Here is a 20645-nt window from a genome sequence, read left to right as displayed (position 1 = left end):
GGCGTACATGAAGCGCACGGGGGCCGAGGCCGGGGCCGAAAGCCCGCTGACTAAGCCGGGGTCCGCCCGAACGCCCGTAGAAACGCTCGGGGCCGGACGCGATGCGTCCGGCCCCGAGCGTGCAGTCAGTAAGACCCGCGTCTACCAGCGAGGCTTGCGCTTACCGTCGGCGCGGTTGCCGCCGCGGTCGCGCTGACCGCCATCGCGCTGACCGCCGTCACGGCGGTCGTTGCGATCCCAGCGGTCTCCCCCGCCCCGGCGGTCGTCGCCGCGGTCCCAACCGCGGTTGCCGCGATCGCCACGATCGTACCCGCGATCGCCACGATCGTACCCGCGATCGCCACGATCGTTGCGGCTGCGGTCGTAGCCGCCCCGGTCGTAACCACCGCGATCGTCGCGCGAGCCGCGATCATAGCCGCCTCGGTTGCGATCGTAGCCGCCTCGATCGTCGCGGTCGCGGCGCTGGTATCCGCCCGAACGGTCTCCGCGATCCCCGCGGTCGTACCGATCATTGCGACCCCCGCGGTCGTAACGATCGCCGCGATCACCGCGATCGCCCCGGTCGCGACCGCTCGAGCCGCCCTTGTCGAGCGACATGTCGATGAGCTTGCCGCTGATGCGGGTCTGCGCCAGCTTGTCGAGCGAGTCGGCGGGCAGCTGCTTGGGCAGCTCGACGAGGGTGAACTCGTCGCGGATCTGGATGCGCCCGAAGTCGTCGCGCGACAGCCCGCCCTCGTTCGCGAGCGCGCCCACGATCTGGCCGGGCTTCACCTTCTGGCGATGCCCGATCTCGAGGCGGTACATCGCGAGGTCATCGCGGCGCGCACGCGGGCCGCGATCCTCGCGCTCCCGACGGTCGCCCCGGTCGCCGCGATCGTTCCGGTCGCGTCCCCGCGAGCCGTCCTCGAGGAAGCGCGCGGCCTGAGCGCGATCGCGCTCGAACTTGCGGTCATCGGCCTCGGTGAGCAGCAGCGGGGTGTCGCCCTGGGCGACGACGGCGAGCGCCGCGGCCACGTCGGCCTCGGGAACGTCGTGGTGCCGCACGTAGTGGTCGATGATGTCACGGAAGGCCTCGATGCGCTTGGTCTCGTCGAGCGCCGCCGTGATGGCGTCGTCGAAGCGCGACAGGCGGGTGGCGTTGACCTCCTCGACGCGCGGCAGCGGCATCTGGGTGAGCGGCTGCTTGGTGGCCTTCTCGATCGCCTTGAGCAGGCGCTGCTCGCGCGGGGTGACGAAGCTGATCGCGTCACCGCTGCGGCCGGCACGGCCGGTGCGACCGATGCGGTGCACGTAGCTCTCGGTGTCGATCGGCAGATCGTAGTTGATGACATGGCTGATGCGCTCGACGTCGAGGCCGCGCGCGGCGACATCGGTCGCGACGAGGATGTCGAGCTTGCCATCCTTGAGCGCCTGCACGGTGCGCTCGCGCTGCGCCTGCTGGATGTCGCCGTTGATGGCCGCCGCCGAGTAGCCGCGGGCGCGCAGCTTCTCGGCCACCTGCTCGGAGTCGCCGCGCGTGCGGGTGAAGACGATGAGCCCGTCGAACTCCTCGACCTCGAGAATGCGCGTGAGCGCGTCGAGCTTCTGGGTGTACGAGACCACGGTGTAGCGCTGCGTGATGCTCGAGCTCGTCTGCGTCTTGCCCGCGATCTTGATCTCCTGCGGGTCGTTGAGGTGCTGCTGCGAGATGCGCCGGATCTGCGCGGGCATCGTCGCGGAGAACAGCGCGACCTGCTTCTCGGCGGGGGTGTCGGCGAGGATCGTCTCGACGTCCTCGGCGAAGCCCATCTTCAGCATCTCGTCGGCCTCGTCGAGCACGAGGTACTTGATCTGCGAGAGGTCGAGCGAACCGCGGTTCAGGTGATCCATCACGCGCCCCGGCGTGCCGACGACGATATCGACGCCGCGGCGCAGCGCGCTCAGCTGCTGGCCGTAGGCCTGGCCGCCGTAGACGGGCAGCAGGCGCACCTCGGGCAGGTGCGAGGCGTACGATTCGAAGGCCTCGCAGACCTGCAGCGCGAGTTCTCGGGTGGGTGCGAGCACGATGGCCTGCGGCACGCCGAGGCCCGGCTGGATGCGGGAGAGGATCGGCAGCGCGAACGCGGCCGTCTTGCCGGTACCGGTCTGCGCGAGGCCGACCACGTCGCGGCCGCTGAGCAGCACCGGGATCGTCGCGGCCTGGATGGCCGAGGGGTTCTCGTAGCCGACATCGGTGATGGCGCGCAGCACGTCGGGCTGGAGCCCGAGGTCGGCGAAGGTGGTGCGGGGCTTCTCGGCGGCAGCTTCGGCCTGCTTCGAGGACGCCTCGGCGGGCTTCTCGGCGGGCGAGTCCGCGGCCTCGGTCTGCTCGGCGGAATCGGTGGAAGCCTCGGGCGCGGAATCGGCGGAAGCCTCGGCGGTGGAATCGGTCTCGGGAGCGGGGCTGGCCGGGGTATCGGCCTCCGCGGGAACTTCGGGCTGGGTCTCAGCCGGCACAGCAGCCTCGGTGGAGGCGACGTCGGTGGCGGTCTCGATGGGCTCGCCTGCGTCGACGTTTTCAGAATTGGTCATCATACAAGCTTACCGCGGATTCTTCGACGCCGCGCCGACGGGCTCAACTCCCGGCTGTGAGTCCGCCCTCCGCGATCCACGACTCCGCCCAGCGCACCGCCTTCGCGGGGTCGTCGGTGACGCGGGAGGGGCCGCCCCAGAACCTCATGCCCTTGCGGATCGCCTTGGCATTCGCGGCCTGCGATTCCGCCGACAGCACCACGGCCAGCCCGAGGCAGTTCTGCTGCAGCAGCGGCTTCATCCGCTTCGCGATGCGCACGAGCTCTGCGGCGCTGCCCAGCAGCCGCAGTTTGCTCACGACCGAGGGCAGCTCGATCACCGCGGCGAAACGGCCGTCCTCCGCCGCCCGCTCCAGCTCTTCGGCGAGTTCGCGCGCACCCTCGATCGGAGTGCGGTCGCTGACGTCGAAGCGCAGCAGCCGTGCGTCGGATGCAGATGTCGGGCCGGTTCCGGTCAAAGCGGTTCTCCTCGTGCTGTACGTCATAACGGTCGCATGGGCGTTCGCCCACGGCGACGGGCTTCCGATCGAGGCTACACCGGGCGGGCCGCGCCGGTCGAGCTCGCACTCACTCGCGCACCCGCAGACGCGGAGTCCCGAATTGCGGCCTCGGGCCGGGTCGAAACCGCAATTCGGCACTCCGCGTTCTCGGGCCGGGATGAGCGCAGATCGCACCTACGCCGTCGGAGACTCGCGCAGCGCGAGCCACTCCGCCCGGCGCTCCGCCTGCCGCGCCGGATCCGCGACCGGGGAGGCCGCGAGCAGGCGCCGGCTGTAGGGGTGCTGCGGATCCCGCGTCACCTGCTCCCCCTCCCCGATCTCGACCAGATTGCCGCGGTACATCACGGCGACGCGGTGGCAGATGCGCCGCACCACGCCCAGGTCGTGCGAGACGAAGAGGTACGAGACGCCGATGTCGCGCTGCAGTTCGATGAGCAGATCGAGCACGGTCGCCTGGGTCGTGAGGTCGAGTGCGCTCACCGGTTCGTCGCAGATGATGAGGCGCGGTTTGCGCACCAGCGCGCGGGCGATCGCGATGCGCTGCCGCTGACCGCCCGAGAACTCGCTCGGGTAGCGGTCGATCACACTCGCGGGCAGGTTGACGCGCTCGAGCATCTCGCCCACGATGGTTCGCGCCTCGGAACGCGGGGTGCCCGCGGTGGAGAGGGGTTCGGAGAGGATCTCCCCGATCGTCATCATGGGGTTCAGCGATCCGTAGGGATCCTGGAAGACGACCTGGATGTCCGAGGCGAGCTCGCGTCGCTCGCGACCCTTGAGGTGGGTGATGTCGCGTCCGTCGAAGGTGATGCGGCCCCCGGCGACGGGCACGAGGCCGAGGATCGCCTTCCCCAGTGTCGACTTGCCCGATCCCGACTCCCCGACCAGGCCCACGCACTCCCCGGCGCCGATCTCGAGGGAGACCTCGTGCAGCACCCGGTTGGGCTTGCGCCGCGACCCGTACTCGACGACGACGTTCTCGGCGCGCAGCAGCGGTTCTGCCGCAGGCGCGCCGGCCGCGCTCGTTTCGTTCGCGCTCATGCCTGCTTCTCCTTCGCTGTGTCGAGCTCCGCTCGGCTCTCCGCGCCGTCGAGCGAGGCCGCGATGAGCTCTCGGGTGTAGTCGCTCTCGGGATTCTCGAAGATGGGGCCGACGTCGTCGATCTCGACGATGGATCCCGACCTCATCACGACGACGCGGTCGCAGAGGTCGGCGACGACGCCGAAGTTATGGGTGACGATCACGAGGGCCATGTCGTACTCCTGCTGCAGTTCGCGCAGCAGCTCGAGCACCTCCGCCTGCACCGTCACGTCGAGCGCGGTCGTCGGCTCGTCGGCGACGAGCACCGAGGGCTTGCCCGCGATGGCCCCCGCGATGAGCACGCGCTGGGCCATGCCGCCCGAGAGCTCGTGCGGATACGACCGCATCACGCGCTCGGGGTCGACGATGCCCACGCGGTCGAGCATGGCGAGCGCCCGCTCCCGCGCTTCGGCCTTGCTCATGCCGTGCACCGCGCGCAGGGGCTCGGTCAGTTGGAACGCGATCGTGTACGAGGGGTCGAGGTTCGACATCGGCTCCTGCGGGATGTACCCGATCTCGTGGCCGAGCAGCTGCGCCCGATCTCGCTTCGACAGCGTCGTCACGTCTTCGCCGCCGATCCAGATGGCGTCGGCGGTGTAGTAACCCGACTTGGGCAGCAGGTCGAGCATCGAGAACACGGTCTGCGATTTGCCCGAGCCAGACTCGCCGACGATGCCGAGCACCTCTCCGGGCGCCACGTCGAGCGTGATGCCGTGCACGACCTCGACCTCGCCGTCGGGGGTCTCGTAGTTGACGCGCAGGTTCTCGAGCCGCACGGCCGAGTCGACCGCGGCGACCGAGATCGATCCGGTGGTCGTGGTGGTGGCGCCGAGCGGCTTCTTCTCGGCGTTGAGGCGGGCGATGCGCTTGCGCTCGCGCCGTGACAGGGTGGGGGTCTTGACGCTGATCACGTCGGCGAGGGTGGATCCCATGATCGCGAGCACGGCGATCGTGATGCCGAGTGCGAGCGAGGGCCAGAGCAGGAGGAGCGGATCGGTGCGCATCACGCGGAAGCCCTCGTTCATCGCGGCACCCCACCCCGGGGTCGTGCCGCCGCCGATGCCGAGGAACTGCAGGCCGGCCTGCATGCCCATCGCCATGCCCGCGGTGAGGGCGGACTGGATCACGATGGGCGCGACGACCGCGCGGATCACGTGGCGTCCCATGATGCGCAGGTCGGAGAGGCCGGCGACCTTGGCCGCGTCGACGTAGGCCTCGCCGCGCACCGCCATGACGGTGGAGCGGGTGAGGCGGAAGTAGCCGGGCGCCATGAACACGCCGACCGTGATCATGAGCACGGTGAAGTCGTTGCGGAAGGCGGTCGCCACGATCAGCAGGATGATCATGCCGGGGATCGCCTGGAGCCCGTCGCTGATCCAGGTGCCGATGCGGTCGACCGCGCCGCCGTAGTACCCGGCCGCGAGCCCCGACGGCACGCCGAGCACGAGCGAGGAGAGGATCGCGACGAGCGCTCCCCACAGCGTGATCTGGGTGCCCCAGATGATGCGGCTGAGCACGTCGCGACCCGTCGTGTCGACGCCGAGCGGGTGCTCCGCGCTCGGCAGAGAGCGCGCGAGACCGAGGTCGACGGCGTTGGGGTCGTAGGGCGAGAGCCACGGCGCGAGCACCGCGACGAGCACGATGAGCAGCAGGATCGCGGTGGTGACGGCGCCGGCCGGGCGGCGCAGGAAGCGGACGAGGGTCGTACCGCGGTTGCCGCCGCGCGAGTCGACCGAGTCGGCGACGGTGTCGGTGATCGGTGCGGTCATTTCACACGGGCCTTCGGGTTGATCCAGCCGAGCAGGACGTCGAGCAGGAAGTTGACGATGACGACGAAGACCACGGTGATCACCGTGATCCCGAGCAGCATCGGGATGTCGCCGTTCTGAGAGGCGCCCTGGGTCATGGCTCCGATGCCGGGCAGGGCGAAGATCTGTTCGACGACGATGGCGCCCGAGAGCAGGCCGACGAACATGAGTGCGAGGATCGTGAGCGACGCGGGCGCCGCATTGCGCAGCAGGTGGATGACGACGCGCCACTGCGGCAGGCCCCGGCTGCGCAGCGTGCGCACGTAGTCCTGCCGGTCCGCCTGCATGATGGCGTTGCGCAGCTGCTCGGCGATCATCACGATCGCCCCGAGGGCGAGCGCGACCGCCGGCAGCGTGATCGACAGCGCCCAGCCGCCCACGGACTGCGAGGGCTGGGTGTAGCCGACGGCGGGGAACCACTTGAGCTGCACCGCGAAGATCATCACCAGCACGAGCGCGACCCAGAAGCCGGGGAGGGCGAAGAGGATCACCGATCCGGCCTTCACGGCGCGGTCGATCCAGGTGTTGGGGCGCAGGCCGGCGATGACGCCGAGCACGCCGCCCAGGATCGCGGAGAGCAGGATCGAGACGCTCACGACCGACAGCGTCACGGGCAGCTTGAGCGCGATCTGCTTGCCGATGGGCTGGAAGTTCTTCCAGGACTCCCCGAAGTCGCCCCGCAGCATGCCGCCGACCCAGTCGCCGAACTGCACGAGCAGCGGTCGGTCCGTGCCGATCTTCTGCGCGAGCGCCGCCTGCGCCTCGGGTGTAGCGGCACTGCCGAGCAGGCCGAGCGTGGGATCGGGGATGGCGGCGTGCGCGAGGAAGAAGGTGCCTGTCGCGACCGCGAGCAGCAGGATCACCCCCGAGAGCAGCCTCTTGAGCGTGAATGAGAGCATCGGATCTCCTGGGTCGTGGGTACTCGGGAACGGGGGATCGGGGAGGGCGCGCGGTGCGCGCCCTCCCCGATCGCCGTCAGCCCTCGAGGTTGATGTGGCGGAGGGTCGGGAACATCATGCCGATGACCGGCGTGACGGTGAACTCCGACGTCGAGATGTAGGCGTTGTTCGCCTGGTACCAGACCGAGTAGAAGGCCTCCTCGGTGACCATCTCGTTCAGCTTCTCGATCTCTGCGGTCTGAGCATCGCCGGGCTCGGCCGCGAACACCTTGTCGGCCTGGGCCTTGATCTCGGGGAAGTCATCCATGCCGGTGTTCGGGTTGTACCACTGCGGGTTGACGATCTGACGCTCGACCGTGGCGACCGCGTTGCCGTCCATCGAGATCACGCCGATGAACATGGGGTAGGTGGGCGCGTTGCCCATGTAGTCCATGAACTGGTACTCGTCCCACGTCACCTTGATGCCGAGCTCGCCGAACACCTGCTCCACCGAGGCCTGGTAGGGCTGGAACGGAGGCGCCATGGGCATCTTCACCTCGAAGCCGTCGGCGTAGCCCGCGTCGGCGAGCAGCTCCTTGGCCTTGTCGAGGTCGTACTCGTAGAGCCCGTTGAGGTCGGGCACGTTGCCCGCGGTGCCGTCGGGGAAGACCTGGTTGGTGGCGGCCCCCTCGCCCTGCGCCAGGGCGTCGAGCATCTCGGGTCCGTTGAAGGCGTAGTTGAGCGCCTGGCGCACGCGCACGTCGCCGAGCGGCTTGCCCATCTCGGTCGAGCCGGCGCGGTCGGTGAACTGGAGGCCGACCCAGGTGGCGACGCCCGAGCTCACGTTCCAGCCGTGATCCTTCGCGAGATCGATCGCGGTGCGGTCGCCGTAGATGACGTTGAACTGGCCGCCCTCCATGCCGTTGAGCATGGCGGTCGGATCGCTGAGCGGCGAGATCACGAGCGGATCGAACGGGAAGTCGTCGGCGGCCCAGTGGTCGGCGACCTTGTCGAAGTGGTACTCGGAGCCGGCGACGCTCGCGTCGGAGAGCGTGTAGGGCCCAGACCCGACGGGCGCCGTCGCGAGGCTGCCGTCGTCGATGGCGGAGGGCGCCATCATGTAGCTGCGACCGAGACCCATGAAGTAGAGGATCGTATCGTCGCGCTGGGTGAGGTGGATCGCGATGGTGTCCTCGTCGACGGCCTCGAAACTCTCGACCTTCGTGTAGGCCTCCTGCGAGCGCACGCCCTCCTTGAGGTACTCGAGGCTCTTGACCGCGGCGTCGGCATTGAACTCCTCGCCGTTCGAGAACACGGCGTCGGTGCGGAGATCCATGGTGATGGTCTTGAAGTCGTCGGAAACCTCCCACTTCGTCGCGAGTGCAGGCTCGGGCTCGCCCTTGCCGTTGTCCACGACGAGCGGATCATAGACCGCGGAGAGATACGGGCCGTCGAAGCCGATGTCGGCGAGCGCGGGATCCCACGAGGTCACATCGAGGAAGTTGCCGATGTTGAGCGGCACGACGGCAGCGGCTTCATCGCCGCCCCCGCTTCCTTCGCCGGAGCCGCCGGCCGAGCAGGAGGTCAGCGCGAGCGACACTGCGGCTACGGCAGCGAGGCCCGCGAGGGTTTTCTTCATCATGTCTACTTCTCTCGGTCTTCGGAGATATGCGTGAGGGGTGAGGCGCCGTTGCTACTCCACCGCGCAGCCCGGGAACGGTGTCCCAACAGATGCGATGGACGTCACTCCGGCGTGCCGTCGGGTTTCATTCTACGCACGTTGACAATAAAAACAAGTCGGATTCGATGCCGAGAATGTTACGAATTCGCCACGGATGATTCACCCCGAAACAGTGGCGCGGTGCGCAGGGGATCGTATACGATCTTCGCAAGGCGAGGCGGAGCCGCACGGCGCACCGTCGCGCACCGAACGAACCAGGAGGCCCAGTGCTCGAGCAGTCACAGATCGAATCCATCGCAGACGAACTGGTGCAGGCGGACAAGGATCGCGCGATCCTGCCCAAGCTCACCGCCCGCTACCCCGGCATGGTGATCGAGGATTCGTACGCGATCCAGAAGGTCTGGTCCGATCGCCGCATCGAGGCGGGCGCCCGCCTCGTGGGTCACAAGATCGGCCTCACCTCCAAGGTGATGCAGGTCGCGACCGGCATCACCGAGCCCGACTACGGCGTGATCCACGACGACATGGTCTACGAGTCGGGGGCGGTGCTCGAGTTCGACCGCTACTCGAACGTGCGCATCGAGGTCGAGCTCGCATTCGTACTCTCGAAGCCGCTCTCGGGCCCCGGCACCACGATCTTCGACGTGCTCGACGCCACCGCCTATGTCGTCCCCGCCCTCGAGGTGCTCAACTCGCACCTCGAGCTCGAGGGGCGCACGATCGTCGACACGATCAGCGACAACGCCGCGATGGGGGCGATGGTGGTGGGCGGACGCCCCGTGAAGGTCGACGAGCTCGATCTCACCTGGGCGAAGGCGCTGCTCTACCGCAACGAGACCATCGAGGACTCGGGCGTGGCCGGCGCCGTGCTCGGGCACCCCGCCCTGGGCGTCGCCTGGCTCGCGAACAAGCTCGCGCAACACGGTCAGTCGCTCGAGGCCGGCGAGATCATCCTCGCGGGCTCGTTCACGAAGCCGATGTGGGTCGAGCGCGGCGACACCGTGCACGCTGACTACCACGAGCTGGGGTCGGTGACATGCCGCTTCATCTGACCCTCCCGGCAACCCTCCGCGACCGACTGGAAGAGGCCGATCGCCCGCTCATCGGGCTCTGGGCCTGCGCCGGCAGCCCGATCACCGCCGAGATCGTGGCCGGCAGCGGCTGCGACTGGGTGCTGCTCGACGCCGAGCACTCCCCCAACGGCCTCGAATCGGTGCTCGCGCAGCTCTACGCGATGTCGGCCTATCCCGTCGCCCCGCTCGTGCGCCCGCCCTACGGCGACACCGTCACGATCAAGCAGTTCCTCGACCTCGGCGCGCAGAACCTGCTGATCCCGATGGTCGACTCCGCCGAGCAGGCCGCCGAGATCGTGCGCGCGGTGCGCTACCCCGACGGCTCAGCGGCAGGCGGGGTGCGCGGGGTGGGATCCGCCCTCGCCCGATCCGCCCGTTGGAACCGCGTGGAGGGTTACCTCGGCCGCGCCTCCGAGACGATCAGCCTCACCGTGCAGATCGAGTCGGCGGCCGCGGTCGCGGATGTCGAGCGGATCGTGGCGGTCGACGGAATCGACGCGATCTTCGTCGGCCCCTCCGACCTCGCCGCCTCGATGGGGCTGCTCGGGCAGCAGAACCACCCCGACGTGGTCGAATCCGTGCTGCGGGCGATCAAAGCGGGTGTCGCCGCGGGCAAGCCCGTCGGCGTCAACGCCTTCGTCGCCGCCGACGCGGACCGCTACATCGAAGCCGGCGCCTCCTTCGTGGCCGTCGGAGCCGACGTCGCGATCCTCGCCCGCCAGACCGAGGCCCTCGTCGAGCGCTTCACCGGCGGCACGGGCACTGAGCGCGCAAGCTACTGAGGCGCCGCGCCGCCCCAGTTCCCTCTCCCCTCCCCTCCCAGAAACGAGGAGTCCCGAATTGCTGGTTCCAGAGATGAGGAAGCAGCAATTCGGGACTCCGCATTCTCGGAAACGGGGATCGAAGATGCTCGGAAACGGGGATCGATCCTCCCCTTCCCAAACCCACCCAGATCGTATACGATAAGAAATACAACGAGCGCACGCCCCGGCGTGAGCCAGATGAGCGAGGTAGCCATGACACACGGAATCGAGCAGCTGGGCATCGAGACCCCCGGCAAGATCATTGCCGTCCACCTCAACTATCCGTCGCGGATCGCGCAGCGAGGCCGCACCCCCGAGTTCCCGTCCTACTTCTTCAAGCCGGCGTCATCGCTGGCCCCCACGGGCAGCACGATCGAGCGCCCCGCCGGCACCGAGCTGCTCGCGTTCGAGGGCGAGGTCGCGCTCGTGATCGGCGAGCCCGCCCGCTGGGTCTCCCCCGAGGACGGCTGGAAGCACGTCGCGCAGGTGACCGCTGCCAATGACTTCGGCCTCTACGATCTGCGCGCGGCCGACAAGGGTTCGAACGTGCGCAACAAGGGCGGCGACGGCTACACCCCGCTCGGCCCGGCCGCGATCTCCACCGAGGGGATCGGGCAGGATCAGTGGCGCGTGCGCACCTGGGTGAACGGCGAGCTGGTGCAGATCGACACGAGCGACACGCTGAAGTTCCCCTTCGGGCAGCTCGTCGCCGACCTGTCGCAGCACATGACCCTCGAGACCGGCGATGTGATCCTCACCGGCACCCCGGCCGGCTCCTCGGTCGTGATCCCCGGAGACGTGGTCGAGGTCGAGGTCGACGCGCCGAACGCGCCCGGCGCTCCCACCACCGGTCGTCTCGTCACGACCGTCACCCAGGGCGAGCACGCCTTCGGCGACTTCGGCAACAAGCCCGCCGTGGACGACAAGCAGCGCATCGAGGCCTGGGGCAGCGAGGCGGAGCACGCAGCCGCCGTGGCGGCCGGTCGCGCCACCCCGCTCGACGCGCCCGCCGCGGCCGAAGAATCCGGCCCGGCAGCCGGTCCGCTCACCGCCGAGATCCGCGAACTCCTCGACGGAGTCGCCGTCGCGACCGTGTCGGCGGCCCTGCGCAAGCGCGGCTACGTCGACATCTTCATCGACGGCGTGCACCCGAACCACGAGGGAGACACGATCCTCGGCACCGCGAAGACGCTGCGCTTCATCCCGTTCCGACCCGACCTGTTCAAGCAGTACGGCGGCGGGTTCAACGCGCAGAAGCGCGCCTTCGACACCGTGAACGAGGGCGAGGTGCTCGTGGTCGAGGCCCGCGGCATCCCCTCCACCGGCACCGTGGGCGACGTGCTCGCGCTGCGCGCGCAGGTCCGCGGCGCGGCCGGCATCGTCACCGACGGCGGCGTACGCGACTTCGCGGCCGTGCAGGAGTTCGACATCCCCGTGTTCTCGCAGGGCGCGCACCCGAGCGTCCTCGGCCGACGCCACGTGCCCTGGGAGACCGACGTGACCGTCGCCTGCGGCGGCGCGGCCGTGCAGCCGGGCGACATCATCATGGGTGACCGCGACGGTGTCATCGTGATCCCGCCGTTCCTGCTCGAAGAGGTCGCCCGCGAGGCGGCCGCGCAGGAGGCGGCCGACGCGTGGGTCGCGGAGCAGGTGGCGAAGGGCGCCCCCGTCGACGGCCTGTTCCCGATGAACGCCGAGTGGAAGGCCCGCTACGAGGCCGAGCGCGCCGAGAAGGAAGCGCAGGCGTAACCATGGCCGCCGAGTCCAAGTCCGAGCGCGCGTACCGCCTGATCCGCAGCAGGATCGACAGCGGTCAGTACGTGCCCGGATACCGTCTCGTGCTCGCGACCATCGCGAGCGAGCTCGGCATGTCGGTCGTGCCCGTGCGCGAGGCGATCCGCCGCCTCGAAGCGGAACAGCTCGTCACCTTCGAGCGCAACGTCGGCGCGCAGGTCTCCCTCGTCAAGGAAACCGAGTATCTGCACACCATGCAGACCCTCGCCCTCGTCGAGGGAGCGGCCACCGGTCTCGCGGCCCCCTTCATCACCGCCGACCAGATCACCCGCGCGCGGGCCGTCAACCAGACCATGCGGGAGTCGCTCAGCGCGTTCGATCCGCTGCGCTTCACCGAGCTCAACCTCGAGTTCCACAGCGTGCTGTTCGAGACCTGCCCCAACCCGCACATCCTCGACCTCGTGCACCGCGGCTGGAACCGCATGAAGGTGCTCCGCAATTCGTCCTTCAGCTTCGTGCCGGGACGCGCGCAGGAGTCCGTCGAGGAGCACGAGCGGATCCTGCAGCTCATCGAGAGCGGCGCGGATGTGCTCGACATCGAGATGGCGGCGCGAGCGCACCGCACCTCCACCCTCGAGGCCGTGCTCGCCCACTCGGACGAGCACAAGCACACATCGGAGCGGCAGAGCATTCCTGCCGCCTGATCCCACTTTCCATCCCACCCACCACCGCAAATCCAACCCCGGAGGCGAAAAACATGACCCAGGAGAAGCCCGCAGGGCTGCCCGACAAGATCCGCCACTTCATCGACGGCAAGGACGTCGACTCCGTCGGAGGCGAGGAGTTCGAGGTTCTGAACCCCGTCACCAACGAGACCTACATCATGGCCGCATCGGGCCAGAAGGCCGACATCGACCTCGCGGTCGCCGCAGCGAAGCGCGCGTTCGAGGAGGGCCCCTGGCCGAAGATGCGCCCCCGCGAGCGCTCGCGCATCCTGCACAAGGTCGCCGACATCGTCGAGTCGCGCGACGAGCAGCTCGCGCAGTTCGAGAGCTTCGACTCGGGCCTGCCCATCACCCAGGCCAAGGGCCAGGCGCGCCGCGCGGCCGAGAACTTCCGCTTCTTCGCCGACCTCATCGTGGCGCAGCACGACGACACCTTCAAGGTGCCCGGCGTGCAGATCAACTACGTCAACCGCAAGCCGATCGGCGTCGCGGGCCTCATCACCCCGTGGAACACGCCCTTCATGCTCGAGTCGTGGAAGCTCGGCCCGGCACTCGCGACCGGCAACACCGTCGTGCTGAAGCCCGCGGAGTTCACTCCGCTCTCGGCTTCGCTGTGGGGCGAGATCTTCCGCGAGGCCGGCGTGCCCGACGGCGTCTTCAACCTGGTCGGCGGCTTCGGCGAGTCGGCCGGCGACTCGCTCGTGAAGCACCCCGACGTGCCCCTCATCTCCTTCACCGGCGAGAGCCGCACCGGCCAGATCATCTTCGGCAACTCGGCGCCGTTCCTGAAGGGCCTCTCGATGGAGCTCGGCGGCAAGAGCCCCGCCGTCATCTTCGACGACGCGGATCTCGACACCGCCCTCGACGCCACCGTCTTCGGCGTGTTCAGCCTGAACGGCGAGCGGTGCACCGCGGGCAGCCGCATCCTCGTGCAGCGCGGCATCTACGACGAGTTCGTCGAGCGCTACGCCGAGCGCACCAAGAACATCGTGGTGGGCCTCCCCTCGGATCCCAAGACCGAGGTGGGCGCGATCGTGCACCCCGAGCACTACGAGAAGGTCATGAGCTACGTCGAGATCGGCAAGAGCGAGGGCCGTCTCATCGCCGGCGGCGGGCGCCCCGAGGGCTTCCCCGAGGGCAACTTCGTCGCCCCGACCGCCTTCGCCGACGTCGCCCCCGACGCCCGCATCTTCCAGGAGGAGATCTTCGGCCCCGTGGTCGCGATCACCCCCTTCGACACCGAGGAGGAGGCGCTCGAGCTCGCCAACAACACCAAGTACGGCCTCGCGGCCTACATCTGGACCTCCGACCTCAAGCGCGCGCACAACTTCGCGCACGCCGTCGAGGCCGGCATGGTGTGGCTCAACTCGAACAACCTGCGCGACCTGCGCACCCCCTTCGGCGGCGTGAAGGCGTCGGGCCTCGGCCACGAGGGCGGCTACCGCTCGATCGACTTCTACACCGATCAGCAGGCCGTGCACATCACGCTGGGCACCGCCCACTTCCCCCGCTTCGGCGCCGGGAACTGAGGCAGCCTCCACTCCCCATCACACTGCAAGGAAGCAACATCATGGCAAAACTGAACGAAGAAGATAAGCAGTCCGCGGGCTTCTGGGTCACCAAGGAGGCCCCGATCGTCTCCGACAACCCGATCCCGACGGCGACCTCCCCCGCGCCCGACATCCTGCGCTGCGCGTACATGGAGCTCATCGTCACCGACCTCGCCGCCTCGCGCGAGTTCTACGTCGACGTGCTCGGCCTCTACGTGACCACCGAGGACGACGAGGCGATCTACCTGCGCTCGACGGAGGAGTTCATCCACCACAACCTCGTGCTCCGCAAGGGCCCCGTGGCCGCGGTCGCCGCGTTCTCGTACCGCGTGCGCACCCCCGAGGATCTCGACAAGGCCGTGGCGTTCTTCACCGAGCTGGGCTGCGAGGTGCGTCGCAACGAGAACGGCTTCGTGAAGGGCATCGGAGACTCGGTGCGCGTCATCGATCCGCTCGGCTTCCCCTACGAGTTCTTCTACCAGACCGAGCACACCGAGCGCATGTCGTGGCGCTACGACCTGCACATCCCGGGCGAGCTCGTGCGTCTCGACCACTTCAACCAGATCACCCCCGATGTGCCGCGCGCCGTCGGCTACATGCAGAACCTCGGGTTCCGCGTGACCGAGGACATCCAGGACAACGAGGGCACCGTCTACGCCGCGTGGATGCGCCGCAAGCCCACCGTGCACGACACCGCCATGACCGGCGGCGACGGCCCCCGCATGCACCACGTGTGCTTCGCGACCCACGAGAAGCACAACATCCTCGCGATCTGCGACAAGCTCGGCTCGCTGCGCAAGTCGGACAGCATCGAGCGCGGCCCCGGCCGCCACGGCGTCTCGAACGCGTTCTACCTGTACCTGCGCGATCCCGACGGCCACCGCGTCGAGGTCTACACCCAGGACTACTACACCGGCGACCCCGACAACCCGGTCGTCACCTGGGATGTGCACGACAACCAGCGCCGCGACTGGTGGGGCAACCCGGTCGTGCCCTCGTGGTACACCGACGGCTCGCTCGTGCTCGATCTCGACGGCAACCCGCAGCCGGTCGTGAAGCGCACCGACGACAGCGAGATGGCCGTGACCATCGGCGCCGACGGCTTCTCGTACACCCGCGAGGGTGACGACGTGAAGGGCTTCAAGCTCGGCGAGACGCTGTAGGACGGTTCTTCGAGGGGCTCGGGCGCGCGATGCGTCCGAGCCCCTCGTCGTTCATCGGTGCCGAGTTCCCCCGCCGCCCGGCGCTACCGCGGTGGGATTCCGAGTGCGAGCTCCGCGTAACTGCGCACCGCCGCGCGGCACTCCTCCCGCGGCGTCCGGTCGCCGACGAGGGGGTACAGATCGTAGGCGTCCTCGAGCGCGACGAGGTTGCGGGCGATGATGCCCGGGGGTGAGGCGAGGGTGAACTCCCCCGTGCCCGCACCGATCTCGATGAGGGTGCGGTAGAGCATGATCTGGCGCTCGGTGAGGGCGCGGTGCGCGGGCAGGTACTCGGGGTGCTCGGCGAGGATCGGCACGCTCTCGTAGACGTAGCGCAGTTCATCGCTGATCTCGTCGGGTACCCCCGCTTCGATGAGCGCGTAGATCCGCGCCGTCGCGCTCTCCGGTCGATCGATGATGCGCTGGCGCTGCTCGCTGAACTGCTCCATCGCCCCCGCGAGCGCGGTGATCTGCAGCTCGTTGAGGCTGGAGAAGTAGTGCAGCACGTTCGCCGGGCTCATCTGCGCCTCCGCGGCGACCGAGCGCACGTTCACGGGCTTGCGGGGGTGAGATCGGGCGACCCTCCAGAACGCCCGGATGATGTCTTCGCGGCGTTCGTGCCGACGGCGCGCGGTCGCGTTCATGGTCTCAGCCTAGCGGTCGGCGCACGGGTCCGAGAGCCGCCAAGACGGCCCTCCCTACTCGGCGGCCACGACCTTCACCGACTCGGTGAGACTCGCGTAGTAGGCGGGCCTGCGCTTCTTGAGCACGAGCCCCACGATGATGCCTCCGATGAACAGGATCGGCGTCGGCAGGAGCAGCACCTGATTGATCGGCCCCTCGAGCCCCGTGACCACCTCGAAGTTGGTGACGATGAGGAAGTAGCCGATCAGCAGGCCCACCGCACCGATCGCAGGCGCAATGATGACGCGCCAGACGCTGTGACCTCGGCGGTCCCTCACGAAGTACCAGACCACCGCGACCGCGGTGATCGCCTGGGCGAAGACGAGTCCCTGCACACCGGTCGCGTAGGTCCAGATCGCGAGCCCGAGGAACGGATCCGCTCGCAGCAGCAGCGCGATCACCACGGCGAGGAGCGAGACTGCCGAGAGCGCGATGCTCGCGATCGCCGGCGACTGGCTGCGCGCACTGGAGCGGCCGAGGACTCGGGGCAGGAGGCCCTCGCGACCGAGCGAGAAGAGGTATCGGGTGCACGCGTTGTGGAAGGCGAGCACGCAGGCGAAGAAGCTCGTGACGATGAGGATCTTCATGACGAACGCGGCCCAGGCGCCGGCGTAGTCGCCCGTGCCCTCGATGACGAGCGTCTCGAAGGCGTCGCTGCGTGCCAGCTCGATGAGTCCGTCGACACCGAATGCGAGGGTGAGGATCCAGAAGGTGAAGGCGTAGAAGATGCCCAGGAAAGCGATCGCGATAATCGTCGCGCGCGGCACGGTGCGCTCGGGCCGCTTCGCCTCCTCCGCGTAGATCGCGGTGCTCTCGAATCCGAGATAGGCGCCGAACCCGATCACGAAGAGCGCCCCCGCGCCGGGCGCGAAGAACACGTTCTGCGGGTCGAAGGAGGCGAGGCTCGCGGGCTCGGGTCCGCCGTCGATGAGCACTGCGGCGGCGAGCACGAGCAGGATCGCCACCTCGAGTGTGAGCAGCACCGCGAGAACCTTCGCGCCCACGTCGACCTTGTTATAGCCGAGCACGCCTACGACGAGCACCGCGACGATCGAATAGACGCCCCAGTGGAGTTCGAGCCCGAAGAGCTCGGCGAAGGTGAACTCGGCGAAGAAGCCGATGAAGCCGTAGAAGCAGATGACGAGGGCGACATAGGCGAACACGGTCACCGAGGAGACTGCGAGGCCGGCCGGCTTACCGAGACCGCGCGAGACGTACGCGTAGAACGCCCCGGCGTTGCGCACGCTCTGGGACATCGCCGTGAAGCCGAATGCGAAGCAGATGAGCACGGCGCCCGAGAAGAGGATCGCGCCCGGAGCGCCGATGCCTCCCATGCGGAAGGAGGTGATCGCCCCGCTGACGATCACCGTGAGCGGAGCCGCGGCGGAGATCACGAAGAAGACGATGTCCCAGGTGCCCAGCCTTCCGGAGGCGAGCTCGCCGCCCTTCGCCGTTACCGTGGTGGATGTTGCTGACATTTCGACCCCTTCGTCTTCGGAACCCCGGGATTGTAGAACACTGATCGAATCAGTGCGTCTCAAGCCCTGGAAATGTAGTGTAGTAGCAGAAGGAAGGATTAAACAATGTTCAATACCCCGGATCCGGCGATCTCCTCGACCCACAGACCGCCGGCCGCGCCGCGCGCTCGGGACCTCGGCATCCCATTCGACGGCACTCCGGGGCCGCTGAACGCGATCACCGACGTACCGGGGGTCGAAGCGGGCTTCGTGACGCTGACCGGCGACTCCCCCGCCGTCGCCCGCACCGGGGTCACGGCCATCCTGCCGCGCGGCCGCGATCGAGCCGGAGTCCCCTGCGCCGCCGGAATCGCGGTGCTCAACGGCAACGGCGAGCTCACGGGGCGCAGCTGGATCGAGGAATCCGGGCAGCTGCAGGCCCCTATCGCGATCACCAACTCGCACGCCGTCGGCGCGGTGCACCGCGGCATCGACCGCTGGATGGCCCTTCACCACCCCGCGGTCGCCGCCGCCTGGATGCTGCCGGTGGTCGGCGAGACCTGGGACGGCTACCTCAACTCGATCAACGCCGATATCGTGCGCCCCGAGCACGCAGAGGCAGCGCTCGACGCGGCCTCCGGCGGGCCGCTCCCGGAGGGCAATGTCGGCGGCGGCACCGGCATGAACTGCTACGGCTTCAAGGGCGGCACGGGCACGGCCTCGCGCGAGGCGCGGATCGGCGACGAGTCGTACACGGTCGGCGTGCTGCTGCAGGCGAACTTCGGATCCCGAAGCGAGCTGAAGGTCGCCGGTCGGCCGCTCGGCCGCGAGTCGCAGGCCCCCAACCCCATGGAGACGAGCGACTGGTTCGACCGCGAGCTCCCCGGCTCTCGCGCGGTGCCGGGGGCCGGCAGCGTCATCGTGATCGTCGCGACCGACGCACCGCTGCTCCCCGATCAGTGCGAGGCCCTCGCCCGCCGCGTGCCGCTCGGTCTCGCCCGCACGGGCACGACGGGCAGCCACTTCTCGGGCGACATCTTCCTCGCGTTCTCGACCGCGAACGAGGGATCTCTCGCGTCGCGCATGTCGGAGACCGGTCCGGTGGTCGAACAGCTCTCGCACGTGGCGTGGGGGCGCATCGATCCCCTGTACGCCGCGGTGGTCGAGGCCACCGAGGAGGCGGTGCTCAACGCACTCGTCGCCGCCCGGGACACCGTGGGGCGAGACGGACACGCGAGCTTCGCACTGCCCCATGACGAGGTACGGGCCGCGTTCGCCGCGAACTGAGCACAGCTCGCGGCGAACGCGGCCCGCAGAGACAGGCCTGAGCGCTACGCCTCCGATCCCTCCAGCTCGTCGAAGTTCTCGAGATCCTGGGTCAGCCGCTCGTAGGTCTCGGGCCGCCGCGCCTTCAGGTAGCGCGCGTAGATCAGACCGCCGATCACCGCGAGCACGAGCACCCACGGCAGCATGAGCACGTACACCGCACTCGAGCCGGCGACCAGATCGAAGTTGACGATCGCCATGATGCTGAACAGCAACAGCGCGAGGAACCCGAGGCCCGGAGCGACGAACGTGCTCAGGATCCGCGGATCCCGCTGACGTCGGAAGTACACCACCACGGCGAGCGCGGCGATGGCCTGCACGATCATGATCGAGAGCGTGCCGAAACCGAGGCCGACCGGCACGAGCGTGGCGACCGGGGGCAGCGGATTGCCGTCGGGATCGGTCTCGACGAAGATCGCGAAGATGCCCGCGATCACGAGGGCGAAGACGAGGTTCACCGCGAGCCCGCGCTGCGGCGCCCCCTTCGCGTTGGTCTTCGCGAGCCAGCTCGTCAGCACGCCCGCGCGGCCCAGCGCGTACAGGTAGCGCGCCGCCGAGTTGTGGAAGGCGAGCTGCGCGGCGAAAAGGCTGACCACGAGCAGCACGACCGCGACGATCCCCATCACCGGTCCGAGGTACTGATCCATGAGCACGAGGGTGAGGTCGCCGCCGTCGAGGTGGTCGAGACCCGCCTGCTGCGCGTCGAAGACCCCGAGCGCACTCACGATCGCCCACGCTCCGAAGGCGTGCAGCGCGCCGATGAGGATGATGGCGACGTAGGTCGCCCGCGGAATCGTCTTGCGGGGCTCGCGAGCCTCCTCGCCGAACAGGGCGGTGGCCTCGAATCCGATGAACGCCGTCGCGACGAGCAGCAGTGCGATCCAGACCGATCCGCCGACCAGGATCTCCGGGCTGAAGGCGAGGGTGAACGCCTGGAAGTCGAACCCGGTCGTGAAGAGCACCGAGAACCCGAAGACGAGGATGAGCAGGATCTCGAGCACCAGGGCGATCGCAAGCACGACGGCGCTGACGTGGATTCCCGAGCGGGCGAGCAGGAAGACCACGATGCAGAGCACGAACCCGCAGAGGTACCAGTGCAGCTCCACGCCGAAGATCATGGGCAGCGCCACCGCCCCGGTGAAGAAGCCGATGGTACCGAGGGCTCCCGCCACGAAGACGTTGTACCCGATCGTGGCGATGAGCCCAGTGATGAGCCCGGCGGCCCTGCCGAGTCCCTTCACCGCGATCGCGTAGAACCCGCCGGCGTTGGTGAGTTCCTTGGTCATCTGGGCGTAGCCCACCGCGAAGAGCAGCAGGGCGATCGCCACGAGGATCACGGCGACCGGCGTGCCGCCGCCGTTGCCGAAGGAGATCGCGAGCGGCAGCACGACGATCGCGACCGTGACGGGCGCGACCGCGGCGAGGACGAGGAAAACGATCGACGAGACGCCGAGCTTGTTCCGCGCGAGTCGGTTCTGAGAGATGTCGTTCATGCTGACTTCTTAACACGGCCGCGGGAGGCGGGGGCGCGCACGGAGCCCCGCCGTCGCTCTCAGTCAAGGATCGGCTCGGGATCCGCGCCCCGAGTCACGACGGTC

General features: G+C 68.7%; 16 protein-coding genes. 7 read left to right on the top strand and 9 right to left on the bottom strand.

Annotation, left to right across the window (positions count from 1 at the left end; all coding sequences use genetic code 11):
* Positions 1-141: 141 nt before the first annotated feature.
* The 6 genes from KVY00_RS13980 to KVY00_RS13955 all read right to left on the bottom strand — a co-directional run bounded on the left by KVY00_RS13980 (position 142) and on the right by KVY00_RS13955 (position 8454).
* Entirely contained in the window at positions 142-2550 is a 2409-nt protein-coding gene (locus KVY00_RS13980) for a DEAD/DEAH box helicase (RefSeq protein ID WP_223043476.1), read from the bottom strand.
* Between the two features lie 43 nt (positions 2551-2593).
* A complete protein-coding gene (locus tag KVY00_RS13975; protein WP_223043475.1) occupies positions 2594-3007 on the bottom strand; it encodes a hypothetical protein in 414 nt (137 codons plus the stop codon).
* 216 nt (positions 3008-3223) lie between these two features.
* A complete protein-coding gene (locus KVY00_RS13970; RefSeq protein ID WP_223043474.1) occupies positions 3224-4087 on the bottom strand; it encodes an ABC transporter ATP-binding protein in 864 nt (287 codons plus the stop codon).
* A complete protein-coding gene (locus KVY00_RS13965) occupies positions 4084-5895 on the bottom strand; it encodes a dipeptide/oligopeptide/nickel ABC transporter permease/ATP-binding protein (protein WP_223043473.1) in 1812 nt (603 codons plus the stop codon). Before KVY00_RS13965 ends, KVY00_RS13970 begins: the two co-directional genes overlap by 4 nt.
* On the bottom strand, positions 5892-6833 hold the full coding sequence (locus tag KVY00_RS13960) for an ABC transporter permease (RefSeq protein ID WP_223043472.1): 942 nt from the start codon (positions 6831-6833) through the stop codon (positions 5892-5894). Before KVY00_RS13960 ends, KVY00_RS13965 begins: the two co-directional genes overlap by 4 nt.
* A gap of 76 nt (positions 6834-6909) precedes the next feature.
* Positions 6910-8454: an ABC transporter substrate-binding protein gene (locus KVY00_RS13955; protein WP_223043471.1), complete on the bottom strand. Its 1545-nt coding sequence runs from the start codon at positions 8452-8454 to the stop codon at positions 6910-6912.
* 305 nt (positions 8455-8759) lie between these two features.
* Here KVY00_RS13955 and KVY00_RS13950 point away from each other — a divergent pair, with 305 nt between their 5' ends.
* The 6 genes from KVY00_RS13950 to hpaD all read left to right on the top strand — a co-directional run bounded on the left by KVY00_RS13950 (position 8760) and on the right by hpaD (position 15541).
* Positions 8760-9545, top strand: a complete 786-nt coding sequence (locus KVY00_RS13950; RefSeq protein WP_223043470.1) for a fumarylacetoacetate hydrolase family protein — start codon at positions 8760-8762, stop codon at positions 9543-9545.
* Positions 9530-10348 (top strand): HpcH/HpaI aldolase family protein, encoded by an 819-nt coding sequence (locus KVY00_RS13945; protein ID WP_223043469.1) that lies wholly within the window; start codon positions 9530-9532, stop codon positions 10346-10348. Before KVY00_RS13950 ends, KVY00_RS13945 begins: the two co-directional genes overlap by 16 nt.
* A 234-nt stretch (positions 10349-10582) precedes the next feature.
* A complete protein-coding gene (locus KVY00_RS13940; RefSeq protein ID WP_223043468.1) occupies positions 10583-12118 on the top strand; it encodes a fumarylacetoacetate hydrolase family protein in 1536 nt (511 codons plus the stop codon).
* Positions 12119-12120: 2 nt separating this feature from the next.
* A complete protein-coding gene (locus KVY00_RS13935) occupies positions 12121-12807 on the top strand; it encodes a GntR family transcriptional regulator (protein WP_223043467.1) in 687 nt (228 codons plus the stop codon).
* A 53-nt stretch (positions 12808-12860) separates the two neighbouring features.
* Entirely contained in the window at positions 12861-14357 is a 1497-nt protein-coding gene (hpaE, locus tag KVY00_RS13930; protein ID WP_223043466.1) for a 5-carboxymethyl-2-hydroxymuconate semialdehyde dehydrogenase, read from the top strand.
* Between the two features lie 41 nt (positions 14358-14398).
* Positions 14399-15541: a 3,4-dihydroxyphenylacetate 2,3-dioxygenase gene (hpaD, locus tag KVY00_RS13925; protein WP_223043465.1), complete on the top strand. Its 1143-nt coding sequence runs from the start codon at positions 14399-14401 to the stop codon at positions 15539-15541.
* An 83-nt stretch (positions 15542-15624) separates the two neighbouring features.
* On the opposite strand, the gene KVY00_RS13920 is transcribed toward hpaD, so the two are convergent.
* Positions 15625-16224, bottom strand: coding sequence for a hypothetical protein (locus tag KVY00_RS13920; protein ID WP_223043464.1), 600 nt, complete (start codon positions 16222-16224; stop codon positions 15625-15627).
* Between the two features lie 54 nt (positions 16225-16278).
* The gene (locus KVY00_RS13915) at positions 16279-17742 is read right to left on the bottom strand and encodes an APC family permease (RefSeq protein ID WP_223043463.1); all 1464 of its coding nucleotides are present in this window, start codon (positions 17740-17742) and stop codon (positions 16279-16281) included.
* Between the two features lie 105 nt (positions 17743-17847).
* Here KVY00_RS13915 and KVY00_RS13910 point away from each other — a divergent pair, with 105 nt between their 5' ends.
* Entirely contained in the window at positions 17848-19008 is a 1161-nt protein-coding gene (locus KVY00_RS13910; RefSeq protein ID WP_223043462.1) for a DmpA family aminopeptidase, read from the top strand.
* A 44-nt stretch (positions 19009-19052) separates the two neighbouring features.
* Here the strand turns inward: KVY00_RS13910 and KVY00_RS13905 are convergent, their stop codons facing one another.
* Complete coding sequence (locus KVY00_RS13905; RefSeq protein WP_223043461.1) at positions 19053-20540, bottom strand: APC family permease; 1488 nt, start codon at positions 20538-20540, stop codon at positions 19053-19055.
* Positions 20541-20645 lie beyond the last annotated feature (105 nt).

The sequence above is a fragment of the Leucobacter tenebrionis genome, from assembly GCF_019884725.1.
GTDB lineage: Bacteria > Actinomycetota > Actinomycetes > Actinomycetales > Microbacteriaceae > Leucobacter > Leucobacter tenebrionis.
The sequence above is the reverse complement of the archived record's forward strand: the minus strand, read 5'-3'. Positions and strand labels throughout refer to the sequence as shown.

Coding starts and splice junctions, on each gene's coding strand:
- KVY00_RS13920 (WP_223043464.1), bottom strand. CDS start 16,224: ATGAACGCGACCGCGCGCCGTCGGCACGAACGCCGCGAAGACATCATC.
- KVY00_RS13905 (WP_223043461.1), bottom strand. CDS start 20,540: ATGAACGACATCTCTCAGAACCGACTCGCGCGGAACAAGCTCGGCGTC.
- KVY00_RS13915 (WP_223043463.1), bottom strand. CDS start 17,742: ATGTCAGCAACATCCACCACGGTAACGGCGAAGGGCGGCGAGCTCGCC.
- KVY00_RS13960 (WP_223043472.1), bottom strand. CDS start 6,833: ATGCTCTCATTCACGCTCAAGAGGCTGCTCTCGGGGGTGATCCTGCTG.
- KVY00_RS13970 (WP_223043474.1), bottom strand. CDS start 4,087: ATGAGCGCGAACGAAACGAGCGCGGCCGGCGCGCCTGCGGCAGAACCG.
- hpaE (WP_223043466.1), top strand. CDS start 12,861: ATGACCCAGGAGAAGCCCGCAGGGCTGCCCGACAAGATCCGCCACTTC.
- KVY00_RS13980 (WP_223043476.1), bottom strand. CDS start 2,550: ATGACCAATTCTGAAAACGTCGACGCAGGCGAGCCCATCGAGACCGCC.
- KVY00_RS13945 (WP_223043469.1), top strand. CDS start 9,530: ATGCCGCTTCATCTGACCCTCCCGGCAACCCTCCGCGACCGACTGGAA.
- KVY00_RS13965 (WP_223043473.1), bottom strand. CDS start 5,895: ATGACCGCACCGATCACCGACACCGTCGCCGACTCGGTCGACTCGCGC.
- KVY00_RS13940 (WP_223043468.1), top strand. CDS start 10,583: ATGACACACGGAATCGAGCAGCTGGGCATCGAGACCCCCGGCAAGATC.
- KVY00_RS13935 (WP_223043467.1), top strand. CDS start 12,121: ATGGCCGCCGAGTCCAAGTCCGAGCGCGCGTACCGCCTGATCCGCAGC.
- KVY00_RS13910 (WP_223043462.1), top strand. CDS start 17,848: ATGTTCAATACCCCGGATCCGGCGATCTCCTCGACCCACAGACCGCCG.
- hpaD (WP_223043465.1), top strand. CDS start 14,399: ATGGCAAAACTGAACGAAGAAGATAAGCAGTCCGCGGGCTTCTGGGTC.
- KVY00_RS13955 (WP_223043471.1), bottom strand. CDS start 8,454: ATGATGAAGAAAACCCTCGCGGGCCTCGCTGCCGTAGCCGCAGTGTCG.